Here is a 22,372-nt window from a genome sequence, read left to right as displayed (position 1 = left end):
ACCACGAGGTCACACCACCATGCAGCCCGCCACCACGCCCCTCAGCTCCTACGTCGAAACGTGGCACCCCGAGGCGGTCACCGCTCACGACCCCATGGACCCGGGCCCCACCGCCGCCATCTCCGCCCTCCTGGACCTGCCCGAACCCGCCGCGCAGGCCGGTGACCCGCTCCCTCCACTGTGGCAGTGGTTCCACTTCCTGCACTGGCCCGCCCAACACGAACTGGGCCCCGACGGCCACCTGCGTGACGCCCGCTTCCTGCCACCCATTCCCGACCGGCAGCGCATGTTCGCGGGCGGACGCTGCGAGATCACCGAGCCGCTGCGCCTGGGGGAACCGGCCGAGCGGGTCAGCAGCCTGGGCGCGGTGACACCGAAGCACGGCCGCAGCGGAGAGCTGCTGTTCGTGACCGAGCGCCAGGAGTTCCGCCAGGCGGGCCAGGTGTGCATGGTCGAGGAGCAGGACATCGTCTACCGCTCCGGCCGCAGCGCCGGCGGACAGCATCCGGCCACCATCGACGACCGCCCCGCCCCCGATCCCGAGGGCCCGTGGCACCTGGGCATCCGGCCCGACCCGACCCTCCTGTTCCGCCTCAGCGCCCTCACCGCAAACGCCCACCGCATCCACTACGACGCCCCCTACTGCCACGACACCGAGGGCTACCCCGGCCTCGTCGTCCACGGCCCGCTGCTCGCCCTGCTCATGCTGGACGTGGCGCGCCGCAACGCTCCCGAGCGCCGGGTGCGCTCACTCTCGTTCCGACTTCGCCGACCGGTGTTCGCGGGCGAACACCTCCTCGCCGAGGGCGTACCCTCCGGCACCGGCGCCCAACTGCGTACCGCCACCCACCGCGACGCACAGCACGCGACCGCGGAGGTGACCTTCGCATGACCCCGCGCATCAATGACCTTCGGGAGGCAGGAGGGCCCGTCGCGGCCGCCCGGGCCCTGCTCTTCGTGCCGGGCCACCGCCCGGACCGCTTCGACAAGGCCGCCCGCTCCGGCGCCGACCTCGTCATCGTCGACCTGGAGGACGCGGTCGCCGCCGACGACAAGGAGCAGGCCCGGCAGGCCGCCGCCGACTGGCCCGGCCTCGGCGACCGCACCGTCGTACGCGTCAACGCGCCCGGCACCCCGTGGTTCGAGGCGGACCTGCGGACAGCCGCCGACCACGGCTGCCCGGTGATGGTCCCGAAGGCCGAGGAGCCCGCCGCCCTGACCGACATCGTTGTCCGTACCGCCGGCCGCTGCCCGCTGATCCCGCTCATCGAGACGGCCCTCGGCGTCGAACGGGCCTACGACCTGTGCTCCGTGCCTGGCGTCGTACGTGCCGCCTTCGGCAACGTGGACCTGGCCGCAGGGCTCGGCACAGCCCACGACGACACCCTTGCCCTGGCCCACGCCCGCTCCCGCCTGGTCCTCGCCTCGGCGGCAGCGGGCATCCGCCCGCCAGTGGACGGTGTCACCACCGCCGTACGGGACCCACAGGCGCTCGTCGCCGACACCGCCCATGCCCGCCGACTGGGCTACGCGGGCAAGCTCTGCATCCACCCGGCGCAGATAGGCCCCGTCACCGACGGTTTCGCCCCCTCCGAGAGCGAACTCCGCTGGGCCCGAGCCGTCCTGGGCGCCGGAGAAGCCGTCACAACGGTGGACGGCCACATGGTCGACAAGCCGGTACTGGAGCGGGCCCGAAACATTCTGGCGCGCGCCGCCAAGCCGCACACCGCTCCATAGACGCGCCCGTCCGGACCCGATCCGCACCGGGGACCCGGATGGCACGTGCGGTGTGGGAAACCGGAAAGGGGCGGTGAGGGCGCCGCCCGCCCCCGACGTGCCTAGTTCGTCTCCTGCCGGTCAGCCGAGGCGTGGCGCAGGAACTCCTGCACCAGCGGCTCGTGCGCGTCGGCCCGGGAGACGAGGGACAGTTCGATGATGTCGGCAGAGTCGGTGAGGGGCCGGTAGACGATGGTCCTTGGATCGAGCGGACGGCCACATTCGGTACGAGGGTGACACCGAGGCCGCAGGCCACCATCGCAAGCTGGGACAGGATCGAGTTGGCGATGTGGCGCGCCTCAGGGGTGAACCCGGCGCGGCGGCAGGTCGCCATGAGCTGGTCGTGGTAGTCGGGGGACGCCTCACGGCGAAGCCACGCCCAGGGCTCGTCCGCGAACCGCGCGAGGTCGACCGGGTCCGGGGTGTCCCCGGCCAGCGCATGCCCGCTGGGTAGCGCGATCACGAACTGGTCGTGGCGCCAGGGCCGCACGCGCAGCCCACGCACCGGCGCGCTGGGCCGGATGACGGCAAGGTCGATCTCGTGCCGGGCGGCCGCACGGACGTGTCGTCGTGGGGCGGCATCGTCAGCGTCGGCGCCTCGGTGCGCGGCATCCGCGGTGTCGTCACGGACGGCGCCTGCCGGGACGTTGCGCAGGCGCGCGAACTCGGCTTCCCGGTGTTCGCCCGCGCCCAGGTGCCGGTGACCGCGCGCGGCCGCCTGCGGCAGAAGTCGTCCGGTGAGCCCATCCGGCTCGGAGAGGTGACCGTGCGGCAGGGAGATGTGCTGCTCGCGGACGAGGGGGGTGTCGTGATCGCGCCCCGCGAGCGGGCTACCGAGGCACTGGAGGCCGCCCAGCGGCTCGCCGACCTGGAGGCGGCCATCGAGGCCGAGGTGCGGACCGGAGTGCCGCTGCCACAGGCGATGCGAGACGCCCGCCTGGCAGGAACGGAGGCGAAGTGATGAGTGCCTCGTCATGCGCCTGCGCGCGCTGCCCACCGCCGCGATCTCCGACGCCCTCGACCGAACCGGGATCGAGGGCGCGTTGCACGGCCTCTCCCCCCCTGTCCAACGACTTCCGCGCGGTGGGCCCGGCCTTTACCGTCCGCTACGCGCCCGTCGACGAGTCCAGCGATGGCACGGTCGGCGACTTCCTCGACGACGTCCCGCCCGGATCGGTCATCGTCATCGACAACGACGGCCGCACCGATGTCACGGTCTGGGGCGGCATCATGAGCGAGGTCGCCGCCCACCGCGGCATCGCCGGAACGGTGATCAACGGCGTCTGCCTCGACGTATCGGCCTCTCTGGCGCGAAACTACCCGCTGTTCAGCCGCGGCCGGTTCATGCGCACCGGCAAGGACCGAGTGCGGCTGGTCACCGAGACCGCTGAACGCATCGAGCGCGTCGAGGTAGCGATTCCGCGCCCTCCGCCCCATCGTGATGGCATGTGGCGCCTCGCGGAGGCTGTCGCCTCGCTCACTGCACCAGACGCCCGTCATAGAGGCAAAGTCTGATGCAGACTTTCATCGATATATCGAGAGCGTCTTACTGGGTAGTCGGTCCTACATCCCCCAGGTCAGCCCGTCCAGCAGCGGCAGCAACCGGGTGATGTCGTGGCGGTTGCCGCCGGTGAGCGTGGAAGAGCCGCGGCGCGGGGCTGCGAGTGAAGGCACATCACATGGCCTGAATCTGAAGAGCGCTTCAGGACTTCAGGCTGGGTTCAGGTTCGGTTCGGCACTGTGGTGAATGTCGGAAGGGCGCGAGAGGGCCCGCCGACGGAAGCGAAACCGCGACACGAACCGGAGGAACGTCCTCATGAAGGCCACCGCCAAGCGCACCCTCACCCCCCGCGCCGTCGTTCTCGGCACGGCCGCCGCCATCGCCCTGATCGGCGGCACGGGCGCCGCGAACGCCTTCGCGGACGACGACGGCCCGGCGCCGCGCTCCTCGGTCCAGCTCACCCAGAACGAGCGCCACCTGGACGACACCGCCCAGGACCGCACCGAGGTCAAGGCCGACAAGGTCAGCTATGACCAGGCCACCGCCGCCGCGCTGAAGGCCGTCCCCGGCACCGCGACCTCCGCCGAACTCGACACCAACGACCGCAACGGCTCCCTCATCTGGGAGGTCGACGTCTTCGGCAAGGACCACAAGAACCACGACGTGACCATCGACGCGGGCAACGGCAAGGTCCTGAACAAGCACACCGACCGCGACGACGACGCCGCCCAGGACGCCCGCGAGACCCAGGCCCTGATCAAAGGCGACAAGACCGGCTACGGCAACGCCACCGACCAGGCCCTGAAGGCCGTACCCGGCACCGTGACCTCCTTCGGCCTGGACGACAACGACCGCACCGGGGCCACCGTCTACGAGGTCGACGTCCTCGGCAAGGACCACAAGAACCACGACATCACCGTCGACGCCGCCAACGGCAAGGTCCTGGGCCAGCACATCGACCACGACGACAACGACAACCAGGACGACGGCGACGACGACTGATCAGGCGACCGGGCCGCCTGCCCGAAGCCTCCCCCAGAGCCCGAAGGGGCCGCACTCGCCACTGTCCGGCGGGCGCGGCCCCTTCGTCCGTTCCGGGGGGCCGGGCCCCGTGGGGGTCGGGCGGACGCTGAGTGAGCGGTCAGGAGGGCGACCTGATCGTCCCCATCGACAAGCGCAAGGGCCAGGCGCCCAGCGTTGCCGGCATCTACCGCGCACTCGGCCGCACTCCTGGCCGTAGGACCGCCGATCTTCCCCGCCAGGCCGAACGTCACTGGTCGCCGGAGCGGAGCGGTGTTGTCATGGGTAGGGAGGACGGCGTGGACGAGCCGGCAGGGCCGCGGAGGCCGACGCACCGCGCGTGGGCCCGCCCGGGCGGTCCGACCGCGGCCGCCCTGTCGCACAGCGGAGGAGGCCGATGCCATGCTGCGCCGCCGCACGGTCGGTGACGTGATGACCGAGGAGGTCGTCACCTTCCGCCCCAGCACACCGTTCCAGGAAGTCGCCGCCATGCTGGACGCGAACGACATCGCCGCGGCCCCGGTCGTCGACGACAACGACACCCTCCTCGGCATGGTGTCCGCGTCCGACGTACTGCGGCACGAGACCGGCATGCCCGATCCGCAGGGGCAGGACGGGGACGACGAGCGCGCCTGGGGCAAGGCCCGTGCCCGGACCGCAGGCGCGCTCATGAGCAGCCCCGTCTTCACCGCCCGCGCCGACTGGACCATCCCCCGGGCCGCGCGCGAACTCCGCAGGCGGCACGTCAAGCAACTGCCGGTGGTCGGCGACGACAGGCTCCTTGGCATCGTCAGCCGCAGCGACCTGCTCGACGCCTTCATCCGCTCCGACGTCGAGATCCGCGACGAGGTCGAGCAGGACGTCCTGGGACGCATCCTCGGCCTGAACCAGGGCACCGTCGCGGTCGAGGTCCGTGACGGGGACGTCACCCTTCGGGGCCACGTCCCGGAACCGCGTCTCATCCCGGTGGTCGTGGGCCTCTGCCAGGGCGTCGACGGCGTCGTCACCGTGGACGCCCACCTCACCGCCCCGGGCTAAGTGGTCCGCCCCGGGAGTCCGGCCACAGCCGCGGCAGGCCGGCCACCAGGTGCAACCAGGCTTCCCACCGGCGCCGAGAACGGCGCCGTCCGTGGAGTGGTGGAAGCAGTGGACCGCCGACATCCACGTTCGGCGGGTCCTGGCCGCCGTCATGCGGGGGCCGCGGCCGTGCTGCTGATGGTGCACGAGGCGTGGAACCTGCCACAGGACGCATCCGTACACCCATTCGGCAGTCTCGATATGCGGCCGGAATTGCAAGATCTTACGTTTGAGACCCGCCCCCAGGGGCCCGCAAGGGAAGGCTCTTCGATGGACGGTCACATCGTACAGGTGAAGATCCACCCTGCCATTGGTGTCGCCCGGGTGGGAAACAGCATCGACACGCCCTTCATCGGCCCGGAATCACCGGACCAGAAACCCATGAACCTTGGCTCCTACAAGGACAGTTCCGGAGCGATCCGGAGGCAGGCTGCGCGTTTCCGGGTGTACGGCTACAACGCCGCAGGGGAGGTCGTACGGGAGCTGAAGCCGGGGGACGCGGGTGTTTCCGAGATCCAGTGGACGGTGCACCTGGCCAACAAAAAGGCCGCCTGGTACCAGTTCCATCTGCCGCTCGATATCCCCGAGGGCGAGATGCTCGCGGCTGGGCAATACGCTCGGCGAAACGCCGACGTCGTGGGCGCCGACCGGAAGAAGCTGGTCAACGACCCCGGAAGCCGGACCGTTCGCGGCTCGATGACCGAGACGAAGAAGTTCGATTCCGGCAAGGTCATGGGCAATGCGGTGTACCTCGGGGAGATCTCGACCCGTTCCGACGGGCGCCTGGTGGTGCTCGGTGGCAGGGGAAGCTCCGCCTCCTACAAGAACAAACCGATCACCGGAGTCGCCAACAACGACACCTGGTACGACGACGTGTCCGACGGCCCTGTCACGGCGAAGGTCCGTATCGACGGCAGGGAACTCATTGCCACCCCCGCCTGGGTCGTGGTGGGCCCTCCGGACTACGCCCCCGGTGTGAAGTCCATCCGCACCCTCTACGACCTGCTCTTCGATGTCTTCGTCGAGGCCGGTTCACTGGCCCGCCCGCAGATGATTTCGTTCGCCGATCACATCGAGCCGATTCTGCGGCGATTCTGCGATCTACAGTGGGTCAACCGGGGTTTCGCGACGCAATTCGGCTGGAACGGCCCCAACTTCTTCCTCGCCCCGGCGATGCGGAAACGACTCGCCGATCCGTCCGAGCGCAACCGGGAACTGCGTCGCCAGACGTACGTGGCCCTGCGCGATTACTGCCGCGACGGGATGTCCCCTCTGCCGTGGCCATGGCTCTACGGCGACGCCATGGCCAGCAGACCCAAATCCGTGCGTCAGCACATCACGCTGTCCCCGTTCCAGGACTGGATGCTTCAGCGCTGGGCCGACGGCGCGTTCCAAGCCGCCCCGCTGCGAGAGTCCCGCCCCACCGTGGATGACGCGCCCATCGCGGAGCAGCCGGGGCTGCTGGACCGGGCGGCCCTGGAGAACTGTGCCGCCGAGGCGTTCCACCCGGGGTGCGAGGTCACCTGGCCGATCAGGCACCCGACCATGTTCGCCGAACCCTTCCGCATCCTGCATCGCAACTCGGGTGCTTCGGAGCCCGACTTCGGGCCGATGCTCACGCCGCAGGAGGCGGCCGTCAAGGACGGCCCACTGTACGCGCAAGGGCCTGGAGATCTCACGCGCTGGATGGCCGCCCCATGGCAGGCCGACACCGCCAGCTGCCGCTCCGGCTACGAGGCGCTGGTGCCGGACCTCGGGCCCCGCTACAGCCCGTACCTGCCGACCTTCTGGCCTGCCCACGTGCCCAACCACGTACTCAAGGCGGAGGACTTCGAGAGGGTGAACACGCCACCGGCCGGCGGCGACGACAGCGCCCGGGAGGAGGCGTTCGAACGGCGGGCGACCTGGCTGCGCGGCCTCAACGGCAATACGAACCAGCAGCGCACCCAGATGATCGCGGACTGGCCGAAGCTCGGGATCGTCGAGGTGCGCGACTACACCGTCGGCGACGGGAAGTTCCCCAACCGCATCCACGTGGAGTCACGCCCCGCAGCACCGCTCGACCAGGCGATGGACACGGCAAACCTCGTCAACTTGCAGGTGCTCGAGGCGGGTGTGCCCGTGCTGGCCGCCGCAGCCGGCACCTGGCCCGCGGACGGGCCCGCCCCCGAAACCGTCGAGGCCGAGTACGTGGCGCGGGCGGTCAGCGAGGCAGTGGAGGCGACCGGCTACCGCGAGGAGGAGATCGCCGCCGGATACCTCGAGAGACTCGACCCCTTCCACGAGGCGCTGTGAGCCCCGCGCCCGCGCCCGCCCCCGGCGGGGAAACCTACGACGTCGTGGTGGCGGGCGGCGGCCCGGCCGGCTGCGCCGCCGCGCTCACGCTCGCCCGGGCCGGCCGTACGGTTCTGCTGGCGGACGCCGGCACCGGGCCGCCGAAGGTCGGCGAGACGCTCGTGCCCGCCGGGCGGGTCCTGCTCGGCGACCTCGGCGTCGCCGACCGCGTTCTCAGGTCCGGGCATCTGCCCTGCTACGGCAATCTGTCGGCGTGGGGCTCGGCCGACCTGCACGCCGTGGACTTCATCAACGATCCGCACGGCCATGGCTGGCACCTCGACCGGCTGCTGTTCGACCGACGACTGCGCGACGCCTCCCGCGCGGCCGGGGCCGAGGTCGCCGAGGGCACGGCCGTACGCGGAGCGGCGCGGCAGCCGGACCGCGGTTGGACTCTGGCCCTGCGCGGCGGCACGGGCCCTGCCGACACCGGGGCCGGTGGCGAGCGTACGGTGCGCTGCCGCTGGGTGATCGACGCCACCGGCCGCGCCGCCGCGATCGCCGTCCGGTGCGGGGCCCGGCGGCGGGTCCGGGACCGGCTCACAGCCCTCCACGCGCCCCTGGAGGCGGACCCGCGGGACACCGATCGCTGTTCGCTCATCGAGTCCGACGAGGACGGCTGGTGGTACACCGCCCCGCAGCCCTCCGGCGGGCGCCTGGTCGCCTACTTCACCGACACCGACCTGCCTGCCGCCCCGTACACCGCACGCCACTTCCGCCGACGGATGCTGGCCACCCGGCACGTGTCCCGGTGGGCCCGCCGGCACGGGCCCACGCCATCCGCCGCGCCCCGCCGGGCCGCCGCACACACAGCGCACCTGAACCGGGTGTACGGAGACGGCTGGACCGCCGCCGGAGACGCGGCGGTCGCCTTCGACCCGCTCTCCTCCCAGGGCGTCCTCACTGCTCTCTACACCGGGATGAACGCGGGCCGGGCCGTCGACGCCCGCCTGAGTCGCGTGAATGACGGCGAGGACTCGGCCCTCGCCGCCTACGCGCACCAGGTAGCGGCCGCCCGGACCGCGTATCTGCGCGGCCACCGTCTCATTCACGCCCAGGAGGCCCGCTGGATCCACCGCTCTTTCTGGGCGCGGCGCCTGGCCGACCTCCCCGACTCCTCCTTCTGACCACAGGAAAGGCGCAGCACGTCATGAGCACGGAAATGGAACACGGAGCCGGCCCCGACAGCGGAGCCCTGCATGGTCTCCACCGGTTTCTGCTGATCGGCAAGAGACGGATCTTCTCCTACCACTTGGCGCTCTACAACGTGGAGGCGCATGCCTTCCAGGCAATCGTGACCCTCAGCCTCGCGGACGCCGTGCGCGACGCGTATCTCGCGGATCTGGAGAAGAACAAGGACAAGAGGGTCTTCTACAGCCTCTTCTCCCCCGACCACTTCCCGCTCGCGGACCTCAAGCAGGGCAAGACCTTCAAGGTCCAGCTGGAACGGGTCATCGTCAAACCCGACGGCTCAAGGGAATTCCAGAAGATGCTGAACGGGCAGCAGACCGACGCGGTCTGCCGGGCGGAGGACGTACGGTACTTCCGGAAGCTCGGAGGCCTGGAATACCCCACCTACCTCACCTACCTGTTGTTCGGCGAGGGCGACGAGGTACACATTGCGCACGAGCTCGCGAAGAAGCCGAACTGGGACGAAGTCATCACCCTCACTGAGCCGCGCAACATCGACCCCACGCTCCTGAGCAAGGTCCCGGACATCACCATCGAGTCGATCGAGGACCCCCACGGTGTCGTGACGGAGAGCCCCTTGAAGAAGGGGCAGAGGTACGACGCCAAGATCAACGGAGCCGGTGCGTCGATCAGTTTCAAGGCGGGTCGGCAGGGCTGGTGGAACCACACCAGCCTCAACAACTGAGTCGGCGACGAGCCCTCGCTCCGTGCCGGGCATTGCCGGAGGACGGCTCTCCCGCCGCAGCGTCACCGCGTCCGGCGGCCCTCTCCCTACAGGCCACGGCCGCGCAGGACGCGGCGCTCCAGGGGCGCGAAGACGACCAGATCGATGCCGATGCCCACCGTCAGGATGACAAGGATGGACGCGAGGACGAGCGGCATGTCCTGGTACGCGCGTGCGTTCTGCAAGACCTGCCCGAGGCCTTCACCCAGCTCCGGTGAGCTGGCAATGAGCTCGGCGCCATCAGCGACCGCCAGGCGAAGGCCCAGCCCTGCTTGAGTCCCGGGAGATACCCGGGGAGTGCAGCGGGAAGGAGGATGTACCGGATGCCCGCCAGACCGGTCGCGCCCAGGGTGCGACCCGCCCGGAGGAACAGTGGGGGCACCTGTTCGATGCCCGCGATCAGGCCGTTGGCGACCAGCACGCCAAGCTCACTCACCGATGCCATCACCTTTGCTCGCTTGGCACACTTTTTCTTCCAGCGAGACTTCCGCGGACTGTCTCGCTGCGGCGCCACAGAGCCGGATACGGCGCTTACACTCCGGGAGTGCCCGCCGCGCCTTGACGCAGACCCTCCACGACGACCAGGACAGCAAGGCGTCGCCCGCGCTCACGGTGCGACCGTCACGCATGGCGCGACCCTCGGGGCCGTAGCCGAGGCCGGAGACGGTCATCTCGCCCCGAGGCGTCCACAAGCCTTGCCCTGCCGTCGAACTGCTGGTCCGACCCGCGGGCCAGGCTGCTGGACGGTAATCAGTGGGAGGCCGTCGCCGAGGACGTCCTGCACGGGCTGAGTCTGGACGAGCCGGTCGAGGAGCACTTGGCCGGGCGGGTGCGGGCGCTGGGTGCGGCCTGGCAGTTGATGGCCGAGCGGCTTCAGGAGGCCGGGCAGGACGCGAAGCTCAGCTTCGAGATCCAGCCCAACGGGCGGCTGAGTCTGAACGTGGACCGCCTCGGGGCGCTGGGCGAGAAGGCGTCGCTGAAGTGGCTGCGCAAGACCACCGCGGCGATGCTTCCGAAGATCGACCTGCCGGACCTGTTGTTCGAGGTCGATGCCTGGACCGGGTTCCTGGACGCCTTCGTGCACCTCGGGGACGGCCGTACTCGCATGGAGGACATCAAGCCGTCCCTGGTGGCGCTGCTGGTGGCCTAGGCGTGCAACATCGGCTGCACCCCGGTCGTAGACCCGAACGAGGACACTCTCAAGAGGGACCGGCTGGTCCACGTCGACCAGTACTACCTGCGGGCGGACACCATCACCGCGGCGAACGCGAAGCTGATCGAGGCCCTGGCACGGGTGGCATCGGGCAGATGGTGGTGCCCGGCACCCCGCGCGACTCCCTGCACATCCTGGACCCCTGCTGAACCTGGACGCCGGGGTCAAGCCGGAGATGGTCGCCACCGACAACGCCTCCTACTCCGACATGGTCTTCGGCCTGTTCGGGATGCTCGGCTACTACTTCTCCCCCAGGTTCAAGGGCCTCGCGGACCAGCGGTTCTGACGCGCGGAGCTGCCCGGCATCGCCACCGACGGCTGCGGGCCGCCGGACAGGTCCGCGCGAGCACCTGCGGGCGCTGCCCGCCGACGAGCGCGAGCACGACGCCCTGGACGAAGACGTCGCCCGCGTGTCTCCGCTCCGCCATGTGGCTGTATCACTTTCGCGGGGAGTCGTTTCGAGGTGACTTGGGGAGTCGTTTCGCGGAGGCAGGCAAGATCAATGTCAGTGGCTTTTGATGTCACTGCCGCCTGTCAGTGCCGAGTGGGAGACTCCCGGCATGGTCGAACCGAACCCGAAAGCGAACCTTCTCCGGTACTTGCAAGAGGCGCGCGACGCCCTGGTGTGGAAGCTCGATGGGCTCTCGGAGTACGACATCCGACGTCCACTGACCCCCACGGGCACGAATTTGTTAGGGCTGGTCAAGCATGTTGCCGGCGTGGAGCTGGGGTACTTCGGCGACACGTTCGGGCGGCCGTTCTTCGACAAGGAGCCGCCGCCCTGGTGGTATACGGAGGACGCAGAACCCAACTCGGACATGTGGGCCACCGCAGACGAGTCGCGGGAATGGATCGTTGGGCTGTATCGCCAGGCGTGGGAGCACTCCAACAGTACGATCGCGACGCTGACGCTTGACGCGATCGGTCACGTCCCGTGGTGGCCGGAGGAACGTCGCGACGTGACGCTGCACAACATCCTGGTGCACGTGATCTCCGATACTCAGCGGCATGCTGGTCACGCCGACATCGTGCGAGAGCTCATCGACGGATCCGTCGGATATTTGCAAGGCAAGGACAACATGCCACCAGAGGATCAGGCGTGGTGGGAGGGCCACCGGAACCGACTGGAGCGCGTGGCGCGGGAAGTCAGCGGCTGATCTCGCCCCGCTGCCGACCCCGTTGGCTCCGGGGTCGGCCGTGCGGCGCCGTTCAGCCAGCTGCGGTCTGCTCGGCCAGGGCTTTGGTGTGGGCGAGGCGGTAGGACTCGGTGCCGGTCTGGATGATGGCGCCGTTGAAGGTCAGCCGGTCGACGATGGCCGCGCAGAGCCGGGGATCGGTGAACGTCTTCGTCCACCCATCTGGGGCTGGCACTTGTTCCCTCACAAGGGTTGTCGCTGCCACCTGGCCGTATCCCGTTCCTGGGGTCCTCGTTGGTTCTCGTGGCAGCATCGCGGTTTTCCAGGTGCTGCCTTGACCGTTCAGGTGCGAGGAAGGTGTGCCGGTGGCCGAGGCGAGACTCCAGGTCATCGCGGGCGGGGCCGTCCCGCAGGAGCTCCTGGCGACGGACCCGTGGCAGTTCCAGACCGCGTGCGTTGACGCGTTCGTTGCTTCGTGGCGGGCGCGCGGGTTCAGCCCGGTGACCATCGACAACGACGTCGGCCTGCTGGAGCGGACCCTCGCGGCCCTGGGCCGACCCGCGTGGGAGGTGACGCCGGAGGACATCGACCGGGTGGTTGGTGACCTGGCGGTGAAGGGCCGGGCGACGTCGACCCGGCGCGAGTACGTCCAGATCTTCAAGGGCTTCCACCGGTTCCTGCAGGCCCGCAAGGCGGCCGACATCGAGGCCGCGTTCGGCGTCCGGCTGGTCTGCCCGGTCGACGAGTTCAATGCCTCCCGGCATGTCGGCGACGATTCCCCGGCCCTGGTGCCGCCGCCGACGCCGGAACGGGTGGCGGAGTTCTTCGACTTCATGAAGCAGCGGATCGCGACCGCGAGGAAGTACGGACCCGCTGCGAGGGACTATGCGATGTTCCGGACGCTGTATCACGCCGGGCTCCGCTCGGAGGAGGCATCGCTGCTGGACGAGCCGGATGTGCACTTCAGCCGCGGCCCGTTCGGCAAGTTGCACGTCCGCTTCGGCAAAGGGGCTCACACCTCCGGACCGAGGCCGCGCTGGGTGCCCATGCTCGACGGCCTGGACCTGGTGCTGCGCTGGTTCCTGGAGGACGTGCGGCCCAAGTTCCCTGATTCTCCTGTGCTGTTCGCCGACGAGTCCGGCGGAGCCCTGCATCGCGGGACCATCCGCAACCGGCTTCGCTATCTCATGGAGCTTGAAGGGCGCCCGCCCGCAGAGAGGTTCAGCCCGCATGCCCTGCGGAGGGCCTGCGCGACCCACAACTACGAACGCGGCGTCGACCTGGTGGCGATCCAGCAGATGCTCGGTCACTGGACAGTCAGCTCGACCATGCGTTATGTCCGGCCCTCCGCGACGTTCATCGAGGACGCCTATCAGCGGGCCGTCGTCGGCACCCTGGCCGAGCTGACAGGGAAGGACACCACGGCGTGAAGATCCGATGGCGGCTGCGGATGGCCGCCGCCCAGCGTGAGGTGTGGACCGGCACCGAGTTGCGGCGACTGCTGGCCGAGAAGGCCGGCCTGGAGCTGTCCTCCGCCTCGGTGTCCGCGCTGTTCACCAAGGAGCCCTCGCAGATGAAGATGACGACGCTGGCCGCATTGTGCACCGCGCTGGAGTGCACCCCGAACGATCTGATCGAGGTCGACACCACCCCCGTCGAACGGCCGGTGGCTCCGCCCCGGCCCGTCGCGGAGCTTCCGCAGGTTGCCTCCGCCCGGGGCCGGTCAATGCCGCCGCTGTGAGGTGGCGATCACCGTGGGCAAGAGGCAACGCGACTGCGTCACCTGCGGCGGGCCGGTCGGCTATCGCGACCGCCGGCACTGCTGCCGATGCCGACGCCGGATGCAGGAGCAGGCCGCGAAGGCGGCATGTCCGTCCTGCGGCAAGGACCGAGTCCTCCAGGAGGACACCGGCCGGTGCATCAGCTGCTCGCGCGTCTGCGAACAGTGCGGCCATCCGGTCCGCGCGGCCGGCAACCGGCTCTGCCGGGACTGCCGCGGCAAGGCCGAGCGGCTCGCCGCCCAGCAGCCCTGCCCGCGCTGTGGCAAGCCAGGCTATCTGCGCGAGGACACCGGCTGGTGCGGGTCGTGCTCCCGTCCGGGCCCGCTGAAACAGCCACCCCGGATCTGCCGCGAGTGCGGCCAGCTGAGGCGGCATGCCGGACTGGGCCTGTGCTCGGCCTGCTGGCAACGGCACCCCGGCCGCCCCTTCATCCGCGGCGAACACCTCCGCGACCAACTCTCCGATCCGCCCGCCTGGCTCGAAGACTTCGTCGCGCATGTCGCGGCCCGCTTCTGCGTCTCCCGGGCCTGCGGCCTCGTCACCGACCTGGGCCGGCTCCTGAGCGACGAGCACTCCAACTCGCCTCAGGCCCTGCTGGAGCGAGCCCGCAGACCCGGACGCTCGATGGGCTCCTTCGCCCGCGCACTGGAGGACTTCTTCACCCTGAGCGGCCTGGCCCTGCCCACCGACCAGGCCGAACGTCTCGCCGCCGGGCGGCGCAAACGCCGCATCGACGCCGTCCCCGAACCGCTCCGGCCGGCCGTGGCCGCCTTCGACGCCTCCCGCATGCGGGCCCAGAACCGGGCCCGCCGGGCCGGCACCCGCCCCCGCAGCAACCACACCCTGGAAACCGCCCTGAGCATCCTGCGGGACCTGGCCCGCTTCCTGACCGAGCACCGCGGCAAGGACGACTGGGCCCTGATCGACGTGCACGACATCGAAGCCTTCCTGGCCACCTTGCCGAAGGCCAGCAAGCGCCGACTGGTGGTGCTGCGGCAGTTCTTCCGCTTCGCCCGCTCCCAGCACATCGTGCTCATCGACCCGACCCGCACCATGATCGTGAAGGAACGCAGCGGCTTCCGCGGCCGGACTCTCACCCTCGACCAGCAGCGCGAGCTCTTCCGCCGCTGGACCACAGACGAACACGTCCACCCGCACGAGGCCGTGATGGGCATGCTCGCCCTGCTGCACGGCGCCTCCAGTACGGAGGTCCGTCTGCTGCAGATCACCGACATCGACCCGGCGGCCCAGACGGTCCGGCTCGGCAAGCGACCCCACCCCGTCCCGCTGGACCCCGCCTCCTGGACCGTGCTGCAACGCTGCCTGGCCCACCGCGAAGCATGGCCGACGTCCAACCCGCACGTGATGGTCACCAAAGGAACGAAGGCCGGGCGGAGCCCGGCCTCAACTGCCTATCTCTCCCATGTCCTTGACGACTGCGGATACCCGCCCCGGACGATCCGCAGCACCCGCCTCCTCGACCTGGTGAACACCATGGACCCCAAGCTCGTCGCCGCAGCCTTCGGCATGGACCCGCAGGCCACTCTGATCTATCTCGCCGATCACGTCGACACCGGACGACTGCCCAGCTAATGAACACCAGATGGCCCTCTCCGTTGATCAACCGGTGCCAGACTCGACCACCATGAGCGACTGGTTCCTGCAGCAAGAACACGGCGTCCGATTCGAGTGGGGCCCCACCGGTGCCCAGCAGATAGCGCAGGACGCCGCCTGCCTGGTGGTGGTCGACGTGCTGTCGTTCACGACGTCGGTGACCGTCGCCGTCGAAGCAGGGACCCAGGTCTTTCCCTATGCCTGGCGCGACGAGACGGCGACCGCGTTTGCCCAGAACAAGATGGCGGCGCTGGCCGTGGGGCGGCGAGCCGCCACCTCGACCTCACCGTGGTCGCTGTCTCCGGCAGCACTCCGGCAAGCCCCGTTCACCCCCCGACTCGTGCTGCCCTCTCCCAACGGATCCGCCATCGCCGCGGCAGCAGGCGATTCGACAGTGGTGGCGGGCTGTCTGCGTAACGCCACCGCTGTCGGACGATGGCTGGCCCGGCACGACTACGGGACTGCAGGACGTCCCGTCGTGGTGATCGCTGCTGGTGAGCGGTGGCCGGACGGAAGCCTGCGACCCGCGCTGGAGGACTTGCTGGGTGCCGGGGCGATCATCGCCGAGCTGGAGTCGCGAGGCGTTGGCCCGCTGTCTCCCGAGGCAGCTACCGCACGGGCTTGCTTCGTGCAGACCGCCGATGTCGTCAGCGCCGTGGCCGCCTGTTCCTCGGGCAATGAACTGGCCCGGAGCGGGTTCGCCGACGACGTGGCCATCGCCACCGAGCTCAACGCCAGCGCGGTCGTACCCGTCCTCTCCGATGGAGCCTTCAACCACAGCGCCGACGGCACAGGGTCGCCGCCGAACCTGTGAAGTTTGGGCGGCACCTTGCACGAGTTCGCCGGAACATGTGCGCTTTGCTGAAACTCTCGTTCGAAGCGATCGCGACGCTGTTCTTCTCCTCACGCTCGGTCAGAACCTGAAACAGCAGCTCAGCGCCCCTGCGGTCAAGCTCCATATAGCCGAGTTCATCAATGCACAAAAGATCGACACGGCCGTAGCGGGCGATCGTCTTCGACAGATGCTTCTCGTCGGCGGCCTCGACCAGCTCGTTGACGAGCTTGGTAGCCAGCACGTAGCGGACGCGGAAGCCGTGCATCGCCGCCTCGGTGCCCAGCGCGATCAGCAGGTGGGACTTGCCGGTGCCGGAGTCGCCGATCAGGCAGAGCGGCTCTCCCTTCTTGACCCATTCGCAGGTCGCGAGGGTGTTGACGGTGGCCGGGTCGATGTTCGGGTTGGCGTCGAAGTCGAACGCCCGCAAGCTCTTGTCGCGGGGGAAGGAAGCGGCCTTGATCCGGCGTTCGGAACGGCGGCGGGCCCGGTCATCGCACTCGGCCAATAGCAGTTCGGCGAGGAAGGCCCGGTATGACATCTGATCACGGGCGGCGCCTTCGGCGAGGTCGGTGAACTGCTGGCGGATCGACGGCAGCCTGAGCATGCGGCATGCCTGGTCGATCGAGGCGGTGGCGGCTTCTTCGGTCAGTCCGCGTTTGCGTGTCATGATCCCTCTTTCTCGCCGGCCGTGCGGCCGTGCCGTTTCAGGAGCTGGTCGTAGTGGGCCACCGACGGCAGCGGCCGGTTATCGGGCGGGAGGTGGGACAGCTTCCAGTCGGACATGAAGGTGACCGTGCCGCCGGTCGCCTCCTGCGGCTGAATGGCAAGGTCCGGGGCGGGCCTCACGGGCTCGGTGAAGGTCTCGCCCTCGGCGGCCTTGCGGGCCTCCAGCGCGACCGCGTCCGCAGTCAGGGCACCCGCCCGGTGGGCAGCAGCGAGTCCGGCGACGACGTGTTCGTGTTCCATGTGGCGGCCCAGCAGCAGCACCTCGATCAGGGCTCTGGTGCCGGCCGCCTCGCCGTGGGCGGCGCGGGCCGCAGCCCACCAGGCTTCATGGACGGGGGTGAACTTCCCTGCGGCTTTGGCCTGTTCGAGAGCGGTCGCTCCGGGGAAGGCGCCCGGCTTGCGTAGGAGTGCTTCCAGGTAGTGGTCCAGGACCAGGCGGGACTCGCCCCGGCCGCTGAGCCGTTCGTGGTGGGCGACCACCGTGCGGCCGTCATAGACGACCAGGTCGTTGGCGTGCAGCAGCACCCGCAACTGGCGTCCGATGAAGCGGACCGGGACCGAGTAGGCGTTGCAGCGGACGGTGACCTGGCCGAATCGGTTGACCCGCGGAGTGAACCAGCGTCCGGTCTCGAACACCTCGCATGGCAGTGGCCGCAGCAGCGGCTGTTCCTGGGCGAAGTACTCGCCGATGGTGCGGGTCCTGGACCGCAGGCGTCGGCCTTCGTCGTCCAGGTCCCACTGGTCGACCAAGGCGTTCAGCTCGGTCAGCGAGGCGACCTCGGGGACGGGGACGAAGTGGTTGCGGCGGTAGTAGCCGATCTGCCCCTCGACGCCGCCCTTCTCGTGGGCGCCCTCGATGCCGGGACGGCAGTAGAAGGCATCGATGCGCCAGTGCGAGCGGAAGGCCGTCCAGCGGTCGTTCTCCACCCGGGCCCGGGACAAGCCCAGTACCCGTTCGACCGCGGCTCGCAGGTTGTCGTAACGGATCCGGCCGCGGGGAATGCCGCCCAGCACCCGGAACGCGTGCACGTGCCCCTCGAAGAACGCTTCCTGGCCGCAGGAGGCGAAGACCCGGTGCACCGCCTTGCCGGAGTAGGACAACCGCAGCGAGAACAGATAGGCCTTGGTCATCTTGCCCGCGAGCATCACGTGCACGTCGCCGAAGTCGACCTCCGCCTCCGCCCCCGGCAGATGCGTCTGGGGCACGAACATCGTATCCGGGCCCACCCCGGCCTGCCTGCGGATTTCCTTGCGGCGGTCCTTCACATAGACACGGACCATGGAGTACGAGATGTCATCGGCCTCATGGCCTTCGACCAGGCGGTCGTAGATCCGCTGAGCGGTGTGCCGCTGCTTGGGCGGAGCGTCCAGGTCGGCCCGCAGCATCCCGTCGATCAGCGGTTTGTACGGGTCAAGCCGGGACTCCTTGCGCCGCTGCTTCTTCCGCGGCTCGGGCCACTGGCCGTCCAGAGCCCGCCGGACCGTCCTCCAGGTCACGTTGTGCGTGCGCTGAAGCGCCCGCAACGACATGCCCATCCGGTGATCCCGGCGGATCGCCGCGTACAACTCGACCTTCGACTGCGAGTTACCCATGAGGCCCCCAGCGGAGAAGCACACCTCACGGTCCCACCGCAAGACCCCACGTGACGTCAAAACAAACTGACATCGCAAACTCGGTCAGATAGTGACTCCCACAGTCACAGCGAAACGGCTCCCGCAGTCACGTACATAGCCAGCCATGACAACCTCAACGTCCTGGGCCGCTACGCCTTCCGCCGCTCCCGGCTGGACGGGGCCCTGCGGCCCCTGCGCGACCCAGCCGCCGGGCTCGACGACGGCGAAGACGAGGCTGAGGAGTGACCTCGCGCCTGTCAGCCCGCCGTCGTGGCCGAGGAGGCGATCGAAGGGGCGTTTGCACTGGTCGGATCCGTCACAGCGGCCGCAGGCGTGACGGCTTACGGCGCGCCATCTCGTGCGCGACGAACAGCAGCCCTCTGCCGCAGTACAGGGTGCGTGCACGAGCCGTCGGGGCGGACGCGGTCGAGCCTGTACGGCAGTCTCCGGCCCGGGCACGGGGCGCGGCGTTCGGGCCTGTGGATAACGTCAGAACGAGGGGTCAGAGACGCCGTGCAGGCGCGGCAACTTCCGTTCGCCCGTCGGCTCGGCTACGCCGAACGCGCCAGCTCCACGCGGTGTGTCCCATGAGAGCCACGGCGACGACGCATGCTGCGACGCGAATTACGTTCCAGGTCATGGCGAAAACGGGACCCTGCGAGTCCGTCTCTGTACTCAATCGCTGAATGGCCTCGAAGAAGGCGATCAATGGAACAAGCAGGCGGAACAGAAGGCCACCAACTCCGGGCGCCCGCGCTACGTTCCCCACGAGCCCCACAGGCGCACCAAACACGAAAGCCGCTATTCCCCACACGCGAATTTGCCCCTCACTGGAGGCGCCAGATTCCATTCCGGCCGGAACGGAAGTGGCAGGTTCCATTCCGGCGGGAATGGTGGGGTTCATATCCTTAAAAGAGTAATACGTGACTACGCCGACAGCCAACCCCAAAAACGACAGCAACGCTGACTCGATTTTCGATCGACGGAAATAGCCCACCAGGAATGCATAACAAGCCCACGGCCAGCCACTAGAAAAAACAATACTCACGGCGGCGCAAACGGGATCATCCCATTCCCCAGCAACGGGACCCACCAGGCCAAGTAGCAAACCCGCCCCGAGAGACACAGCGACCGGCACAACACGAGCACCCGTAAAGCGCATGATTTCTCTTCCCCGTTCAGCGAGTAAGTCCGAGTGGGAGGTGAGGTGGCGCCACTTCGAGGCTGCGCGGGCGACCGTACAGCCCCTGAGGGGCACACCGATCCACCCAACTTACCGGGGAGTTACCCCTTGATGCAGGGATCAGAACCTCATCGACGCTGTAGTAGGTAGAGCAGGTGTATGCGAGACCCGCAGTGGGGTGGGCGTTAGAGACGTCGCCAGCCGCGGCGTGAACGCGTTTCGTGCTACCGGCGATCTTCACTGTGGACGAGCCTTCGTCTGGTGCAAGTAATTCGAGTAGCAGTACTTATTGAATACCCCGGTGCCGACTTCTGTTGTGTACCAGCCGTAACACCGGGTGCCGCCGCTGGACGGGTTGACCAGGGCGATTGCAAAGTCTTGGTGATCTTATAGGTGTGCACGTCATGGACGTGCGGCGGGCGCGTCCGCTCAGGTGAGGAGTTTCGCGAGCTGGGCCATCTCGGTGGGCGGGTCGATCACCGGCTGGACGAGGAGTTCGTCGATGCCGGCCTGTTCCAGGGCGGTGATGCGGGTGAGGAGGTCGTCGCGGGTGCCGACCAGGGCCAGGGTGTTCATCAACGAGGGCAGGACCAGGTCGCGGTCCTGCGGTGCAATGCGTCCGAGGTAGTTGGGGTAGAGCTTGGTGTGCCGGTCCGGTGCGGTGGAGGTGGTGCCGCGCCGGTCAAGGAGCCGCCGCACCGCCTCGCCTTCCTCAGGGCCGAGTTGCTCGGCGAAGGCGGGTGTGTCGGCGGCGAAGGCCAGGAGCGACATGACGAGGTGGCCTGTGGCGTCCCGGGCCGGGTCGCCGTGGGGGTCCTCGTCCTCGTCGAGGAGGTGGAGCGAGGTGACCACGTAGGAGTCGATCCGGGAGTCCGTGTGGGAGTCGGGGTCATGGGGTGTGGCCTGGGCGGCGTGGCGGCGGGCGTCGTGAAGCGCGTGCCAGGCGGTGGGGTCCAGCAGGCCGACGGAGATGAGGCCGGTGCCGCGGCGGCCGGCGACGGCGGCGGCCTTCGGTCCGAGCAGCGCGGCCACGACGAACTCGATCGGGTCGGCGGTGTTCACGTGCGCCCCGGTGTGCAGGAACCGGATGTCGCTGACCCGGTCACCTTCGCGATACTCCGTCGAACGTCCGGCGCACAGGTCCTGCAGTGCGGCGGTGAAGTTCTCCAGCCCGGCCGCCGTGGTCGGCCGCATGCCCAGGGTGCGCCGGGCGGTGTTCCCGGTGCCGACCCCGCAGATGATCCGGCCCGGTGCCAAGGCGTTGAGGCTGGCGAGCCCGCTCACGGCGGCCGGGGCCGAGCGCAGCGCCGGTGAGGTCACGCCGATGCCGAGCCTGATGCGGCTGGTGGCCTTCGCGCACAGGCTCAAGGCGACGAAGGGGTCACCGTGGACCATCGGGGTGTCGTAGACCCAGAAGCTGTGCAAGCCCAACTCCTCGGCCCGCACGGCGAGGTCCTCCACACCGGGGTGCGCGGCGACAATGACGCCCGTACGCATCAAGACCTCCAAGGTGTGCGAATGGAATCGAACGTGCTCAACATGGCAGTTCCCGGCGCAGGGCCGTTGCGGAGTCGCGTGATCTCGTACCGTCGCAGGCCGGATGGCCGTGCCTGATGCAACGAAGCACTGTTGATGCAGATGACCTTCCCAAGTCGTCTGCCTGCAACGGAGCTTCGATGTGCGGTCAGTCTGCCACGCCGTGTCTCGTCAAGACCCTGCCGCCGCACCGGGTGGCGGGCATGTCGCTGACGGAACGGCTGGTCAGGTTGGGCGGACCCGCGTCGTAGGCGGGGAGTACGTCATGCGTTCGTGAGTGTGGTGCTGATCGCGGCGTCCGCGGTGGTGACCGGCGCCCGCTCGTACACGGCAATCGGGCATTGGGCCGCTGCGGCCCCGCAGACCACCCTGGCCCGCCTGGGTACACGGGTCGTCGGCGCCTTCGCGGTGCGTATCGCGCCCAGTGCCGCGACCATCCGCCGGGTGCTGGAGCGGGTCTGCCCAGGTGGGCCGGCCGACTTGGCCGGTGGCGATCCGGCCGGGGCCACCACACTCGCGGTGGACGGCAAGAGTGCCCGCGGCTCTCGCAACGGCCACGTCCCGTCCGCACATCTGCCGGCCGCGATGACCAGCGACGGGCAGACGATCAGTCAGCCACGGGGGCCGGACAAGACCAACGAGATCACGGGCTTCGCCCGGCTGCTCGCCCCTTCGACCTGACCGGGATCGTCGTCACCGCCGACGCGCTGCACACCCAGCGCGAGCACGTCCGCTTCCTCACCCAGGACAAGCCGGCGCACTACCTGCTGGTGGTCAACAACAACCAGCCGTCCCTGCTCACGGTGCTGCGCTCGCTGCCCTGGAGCCGGGCCAACGCCCGCCATGCGGCCCGCAGCCGCGGGCATGGACGGCCCGAATTGCGGGGCGCCAAGGCACTGACCGTTGACGGGCTGGGGCTGGACTTTCCCGGCGCGGTCCAGTCCGCCCGGATCATGCGCTTCCGCGCGAACGCCGCAACCGGCCGACTCACCCGCAAGACGATCTACGCGATTACCGACTTGCCCTCGACGCAGGCGTCGCCGCAGCAGCTCGGCGAAAACCTCCTCGGCATCAGCTGACCAGCACAGCGTCAGATCACGCGACTTTGCAA

At 69.2% G+C, this 22,372-nt stretch carries 19 protein-coding genes and 4 pseudogenes; 17 read left to right on the top strand and 6 right to left on the bottom strand.

Going from position 1 to position 22,372, the window contains the following annotated elements:
* Window positions 1–19 precede the first annotated feature (19 nt).
* Window positions 20–892 carry an HTD2 family dehydratase gene (locus EEJ42_RS21775; protein ID WP_123101987.1) on the top strand — a complete coding sequence of 291 codons (873 nt, stop codon included), beginning with the start codon at window positions 20–22 and terminating at the stop codon, window positions 890–892.
* Window positions 889–1,737 (top strand): HpcH/HpaI aldolase/citrate lyase family protein, encoded by an 849-nt coding sequence (locus EEJ42_RS21770; protein ID WP_123101985.1) that lies wholly within the window; start codon window positions 889–891, stop codon window positions 1,735–1,737. The genes EEJ42_RS21775 and EEJ42_RS21770 overlap by 4 nt, the downstream gene beginning before the upstream one ends.
* Here the strand turns inward: EEJ42_RS21770 and EEJ42_RS54705 are convergent.
* Window positions 1,643–2,299 (bottom strand): LysR family substrate-binding domain-containing protein, encoded by a 657-nt coding sequence (locus tag EEJ42_RS54705; protein ID WP_425472939.1) that lies wholly within the window; start codon window positions 2,297–2,299, stop codon window positions 1,643–1,645. The genes EEJ42_RS21770 and EEJ42_RS54705 overlap by 95 nt on opposite strands.
* On the opposite strand from EEJ42_RS54705, the gene EEJ42_RS51045 reads away from it, so the two are divergent.
* From EEJ42_RS51045 to EEJ42_RS21730, 7 genes are all read left to right on the top strand, one after another.
* Window positions 2,249–2,737, top strand: coding sequence for an RraA family protein (locus tag EEJ42_RS51045; protein WP_221179403.1), 489 nt, complete (start codon window positions 2,249–2,251; stop codon window positions 2,735–2,737). The genes EEJ42_RS54705 and EEJ42_RS51045 overlap by 51 nt on opposite strands.
* On the top strand, window positions 2,737–3,291 hold the full coding sequence (locus EEJ42_RS21755) for an RraA family protein (RefSeq protein WP_425472935.1): 555 nt from the start codon (window positions 2,737–2,739) through the stop codon (window positions 3,289–3,291). Before EEJ42_RS51045 ends, EEJ42_RS21755 begins: the two co-directional genes overlap by 1 nt.
* A gap of 301 nt (window positions 3,292–3,592) precedes the next feature.
* Window positions 3,593–4,279 (top strand): PepSY domain-containing protein, encoded by a 687-nt coding sequence (locus EEJ42_RS21750; RefSeq protein WP_123101981.1) that lies wholly within the window; start codon window positions 3,593–3,595, stop codon window positions 4,277–4,279.
* 420 nt (window positions 4,280–4,699) lie between these two features.
* Window positions 4,700–5,335, top strand: a complete 636-nt coding sequence (locus EEJ42_RS21745) for a CBS domain-containing protein (protein WP_123101979.1) — start codon at window positions 4,700–4,702, stop codon at window positions 5,333–5,335.
* A 309-nt stretch (window positions 5,336–5,644) separates the two neighbouring features.
* Window positions 5,645–7,669: a LodA/GoxA family CTQ-dependent oxidase gene (locus EEJ42_RS21740; protein ID WP_123101977.1), complete on the top strand. Its 2,025-nt coding sequence runs from the start codon at window positions 5,645–5,647 to the stop codon at window positions 7,667–7,669.
* Window positions 7,666–8,835 (top strand): NAD(P)/FAD-dependent oxidoreductase, encoded by a 1,170-nt coding sequence (locus EEJ42_RS21735; RefSeq protein ID WP_123101975.1) that lies wholly within the window; start codon window positions 7,666–7,668, stop codon window positions 8,833–8,835. Before EEJ42_RS21740 ends, EEJ42_RS21735 begins: the two co-directional genes overlap by 4 nt.
* A gap of 35 nt (window positions 8,836–8,870) precedes the next feature.
* Entirely contained in the window at window positions 8,871–9,584 is a 714-nt protein-coding gene (locus EEJ42_RS21730; RefSeq protein ID WP_246097104.1) for a hypothetical protein, read from the top strand.
* Between the two features lie 86 nt (window positions 9,585–9,670).
* On the opposite strand, the pseudogene EEJ42_RS21725 reads toward EEJ42_RS21730, so the two are convergent.
* Window positions 9,671–10,059, bottom strand: a pseudogene (locus tag EEJ42_RS21725) (ABC transporter permease); the annotation flags it as partial.
* Between the two features lie 261 nt (window positions 10,060–10,320).
* On the opposite strand from EEJ42_RS21725, the pseudogene EEJ42_RS54260 reads away from it, so the two are divergent.
* A pseudogene (locus EEJ42_RS54260) lies at window positions 10,321–11,182 on the top strand (Tn3 family transposase); the annotation flags it as partial.
* 214 nt (window positions 11,183–11,396) lie between these two features.
* Window positions 11,397–11,993 (top strand): DinB family protein, encoded by a 597-nt coding sequence (locus EEJ42_RS21715; protein ID WP_123101971.1) that lies wholly within the window; start codon window positions 11,397–11,399, stop codon window positions 11,991–11,993.
* Window positions 11,994–12,045: 52 nt separating this feature from the next.
* Here EEJ42_RS21715 and EEJ42_RS21710 read toward each other — a convergent pair.
* Window positions 12,046–12,192, bottom strand: a pseudogene (locus tag EEJ42_RS21710) (ATP-binding protein); the annotation flags it as partial.
* 145 nt (window positions 12,193–12,337) lie between these two features.
* Here EEJ42_RS21710 and EEJ42_RS21705 point away from each other — a divergent pair.
* Genes EEJ42_RS21705 through EEJ42_RS21690 form a run of 4 tightly spaced genes read left to right on the top strand, consistent with a single transcriptional unit; the run spans window position 12,338 to window position 16,181 of the window.
* The gene (locus EEJ42_RS21705; RefSeq protein ID WP_221179399.1) at window positions 12,338–13,402 is read left to right on the top strand and encodes a tyrosine-type recombinase/integrase; all 1,065 of its coding nucleotides are present in this window, start codon (window positions 12,338–12,340) and stop codon (window positions 13,400–13,402) included.
* Window positions 13,399–13,713 (top strand): helix-turn-helix domain-containing protein, encoded by a 315-nt coding sequence (locus EEJ42_RS21700; RefSeq protein WP_123101969.1) that lies wholly within the window; start codon window positions 13,399–13,401, stop codon window positions 13,711–13,713. The genes EEJ42_RS21705 and EEJ42_RS21700 overlap by 4 nt, the downstream gene beginning before the upstream one ends.
* Window positions 13,714–13,726: 13 nt before the next feature.
* Entirely contained in the window at window positions 13,727–15,346 is a 1,620-nt protein-coding gene (locus EEJ42_RS21695; protein ID WP_123102089.1) for a site-specific integrase, read from the top strand.
* A gap of 52 nt (window positions 15,347–15,398) precedes the next feature.
* On the top strand, window positions 15,399–16,181 hold the full coding sequence (locus tag EEJ42_RS21690) for a 2-phosphosulfolactate phosphatase (protein WP_123102087.1): 783 nt from the start codon (window positions 15,399–15,401) through the stop codon (window positions 16,179–16,181).
* Here the strand turns inward: EEJ42_RS21690 and istB are convergent.
* The 3 genes from istB to EEJ42_RS21670 form a co-directional block, all read right to left on the bottom strand.
* Window positions 16,138–16,869: an IS21-like element helper ATPase IstB gene (istB, locus tag EEJ42_RS21685; protein ID WP_123101967.1), complete on the bottom strand. Its 732-nt coding sequence runs from the start codon at window positions 16,867–16,869 to the stop codon at window positions 16,138–16,140. The two genes, EEJ42_RS21690 and istB, sit on opposite strands and share 44 nt — an antisense overlap.
* A complete protein-coding gene (gene istA / locus EEJ42_RS21680) occupies window positions 16,866–18,521 on the bottom strand; it encodes an IS21 family transposase (RefSeq protein ID WP_123101965.1) in 1,656 nt (551 codons plus the stop codon). The genes istB and istA overlap by 4 nt, the downstream gene beginning before the upstream one ends.
* A 1,633-nt stretch (window positions 18,522–20,154) precedes the next feature.
* On the bottom strand, window positions 20,155–21,222 hold the full coding sequence (locus EEJ42_RS21670) for an LLM class flavin-dependent oxidoreductase (RefSeq protein ID WP_123101961.1): 1,068 nt from the start codon (window positions 21,220–21,222) through the stop codon (window positions 20,155–20,157).
* A gap of 285 nt (window positions 21,223–21,507) precedes the next feature.
* Between EEJ42_RS21670 and EEJ42_RS21665 the strand changes: the two are divergent.
* Window positions 21,508–21,942 (top strand): annotated as a pseudogene (locus EEJ42_RS21665) (transposase family protein); the annotation flags it as partial.
* An 89-nt stretch (window positions 21,943–22,031) separates the two neighbouring features.
* The gene (locus EEJ42_RS21660; RefSeq protein ID WP_123101957.1) at window positions 22,032–22,340 is read left to right on the top strand and encodes a hypothetical protein; all 309 of its coding nucleotides are present in this window, start codon (window positions 22,032–22,034) and stop codon (window positions 22,338–22,340) included.
* Window positions 22,341–22,372: the final 32 nt, after the last annotated feature.

The sequence above is a fragment of the Streptomyces botrytidirepellens genome, from assembly GCF_003721215.1.
Classification (GTDB): Bacteria; Actinomycetota; Actinomycetes; order Streptomycetales; family Streptomycetaceae; genus Streptomyces; species Streptomyces himastatinicus.
Note: the sequence above shows the minus strand (reverse complement) of the source record. Positions and strands in the feature narration are given on the sequence as shown.

What these genes read in the sequence shown, in the direction of transcription:
- EEJ42_RS21670 (WP_123101961.1), bottom strand. Translation starts at nt 21,222, where the DNA reads ATGCGTACGGGCGTCATTGTCGCCGCGCACCCCGGTGTGGAGGACCTC.
- EEJ42_RS21755 (WP_425472935.1), top strand. Translation starts at nt 2,737, where the DNA reads ATGAGTGCCTCGTCATGCGCCTGCGCGCGCTGCCCACCGCCGCGATCT.
- EEJ42_RS21715 (WP_123101971.1), top strand. Translation starts at nt 11,397, where the DNA reads ATGGTCGAACCGAACCCGAAAGCGAACCTTCTCCGGTACTTGCAAGAG.
- EEJ42_RS21730 (WP_246097104.1), top strand. Translation starts at nt 8,871, where the DNA reads ATGGAACACGGAGCCGGCCCCGACAGCGGAGCCCTGCATGGTCTCCAC.
- EEJ42_RS21740 (WP_123101977.1), top strand. Translation starts at nt 5,645, where the DNA reads ATGGACGGTCACATCGTACAGGTGAAGATCCACCCTGCCATTGGTGTC.
- EEJ42_RS21775 (WP_123101987.1), top strand. Translation starts at nt 20, where the DNA reads ATGCAGCCCGCCACCACGCCCCTCAGCTCCTACGTCGAAACGTGGCAC.
- EEJ42_RS21690 (WP_123102087.1), top strand. Translation starts at nt 15,399, where the DNA reads ATGAGCGACTGGTTCCTGCAGCAAGAACACGGCGTCCGATTCGAGTGG.
- EEJ42_RS21770 (WP_123101985.1), top strand. Translation starts at nt 889, where the DNA reads ATGACCCCGCGCATCAATGACCTTCGGGAGGCAGGAGGGCCCGTCGCG.
- EEJ42_RS21745 (WP_123101979.1), top strand. Translation starts at nt 4,700, where the DNA reads ATGCTGCGCCGCCGCACGGTCGGTGACGTGATGACCGAGGAGGTCGTC.
- EEJ42_RS21750 (WP_123101981.1), top strand. Translation starts at nt 3,593, where the DNA reads ATGAAGGCCACCGCCAAGCGCACCCTCACCCCCCGCGCCGTCGTTCTC.
- istB (WP_123101967.1), bottom strand. Translation starts at nt 16,869, where the DNA reads ATGACACGCAAACGCGGACTGACCGAAGAAGCCGCCACCGCCTCGATC.
- istA (WP_123101965.1), bottom strand. Translation starts at nt 18,521, where the DNA reads ATGGGTAACTCGCAGTCGAAGGTCGAGTTGTACGCGGCGATCCGCCGG.